Annotated in this window: 1 protein-coding gene; it reads left to right on the top strand. The window is 64.7% G+C overall.

Annotation, left to right across the window (positions count from 1 at the left end; translation table 11 throughout):
* Window positions 1–87: 87 nt before the first annotated feature.
* Window positions 88–1,069 (top strand): IS481 family transposase (locus tag FS320_RS51495; RefSeq protein WP_152718423.1); only part of this gene is annotated, 982 nt, incomplete at its 3' end.

Genomic DNA, 1,069 nt, shown 5'->3' with positions numbered 1-1,069 from the left:
TTGGGATCAGGTGCGTTACGCCATTGAGGAGTATACTTGGCGCTTTGACGGCCTGCGACGCCGAGCTTCTCACCGCAGGAGGACGTGATGCACTCCCTTCATCCGCAAGCCCGCACCACCCCCGCCGTCCGCCAAGAGATCGCCCGCTCGAGAGAGCCCACCGGCGTGCTGGCCCAGCGCTTCAGCGTGAGCACCGAGACCATCCGCAAGTGGCGCAAGCGCGGCGCACAGGACTGCCAGGACCATAGCAGCCGGCCGCACAAGCTGCCCTGGAAGGCCACCGAGGAAGAGCGCGCCATCGTCTGTGCCCTGCGCCAGGCCACCGGCTTCCCGCTCGATGACCTCACGTTTGTGGTCAGCCATTTCCTGCCGCATCTCAACCGCGATGCCGTCTACCGCATCCTCAAGGCCGAGGGTCTGGGACGATTGCCCCCGGCGCAGCAGCGCCAGCGCCGGAGCGGCACGTTCAAGGATTACGATCTTGGCTTCATCCACATGGACATCAAGCACCTGCCCAAGCTGCAGACCGCCAACGGGGAGCGCCGCAAGCGCTATTTGTATGTGGCCATCGACCGCTGCTCACGGTGGGTGCATCTGGCCGTCAAGGACGATGAGCTGGCCACCAGCGCGGTCGCCTTCCTGAAAGAGGCGGTCCGCGCGTTTCCCTTCAAGATCACGCACGTGCTCACCGACAGAGGATCCTGCTTTACCGCCGATGGCTTTGAAGAGGCCTGCCGCCAGCTGAAGCTGGAGCACCGCAGGACCAAGCCGTATACACCGCAAACCAATGGTCTCGTGGAGCGCTTCAACGGGCGGGTGCAGCGCGAGGTGCTCGGCATCACGATCTATAGCCATCGGGATCTCGAGACGCTGCTCAAGGGCTTCAATCAGGCTTACAACAGGAGACGTCAGCGCGTGCTGAAGGGGCGAGCACCGGATGAGGTGGTGCGCAGCCGCCTGGCCGCCGAGCCGAAGCTGGCCAACCGCCGCTACAAGCCGCCCGATTCAGACGCGTTGCCGCCCGCCCTCCAGGTCATCGCTGCCGCCAAGGAGGTCTCGCATCCAGACA

The sequence above is a fragment of the Microvirga tunisiensis genome (genome assembly GCF_009296175.1).
In the GTDB taxonomy this organism is placed as follows: domain Bacteria; phylum Pseudomonadota; class Alphaproteobacteria; order Rhizobiales; family Beijerinckiaceae; genus Microvirga; species Microvirga tunisiensis.
This window is presented reverse-complemented; position numbering and strand designations above follow the sequence as displayed.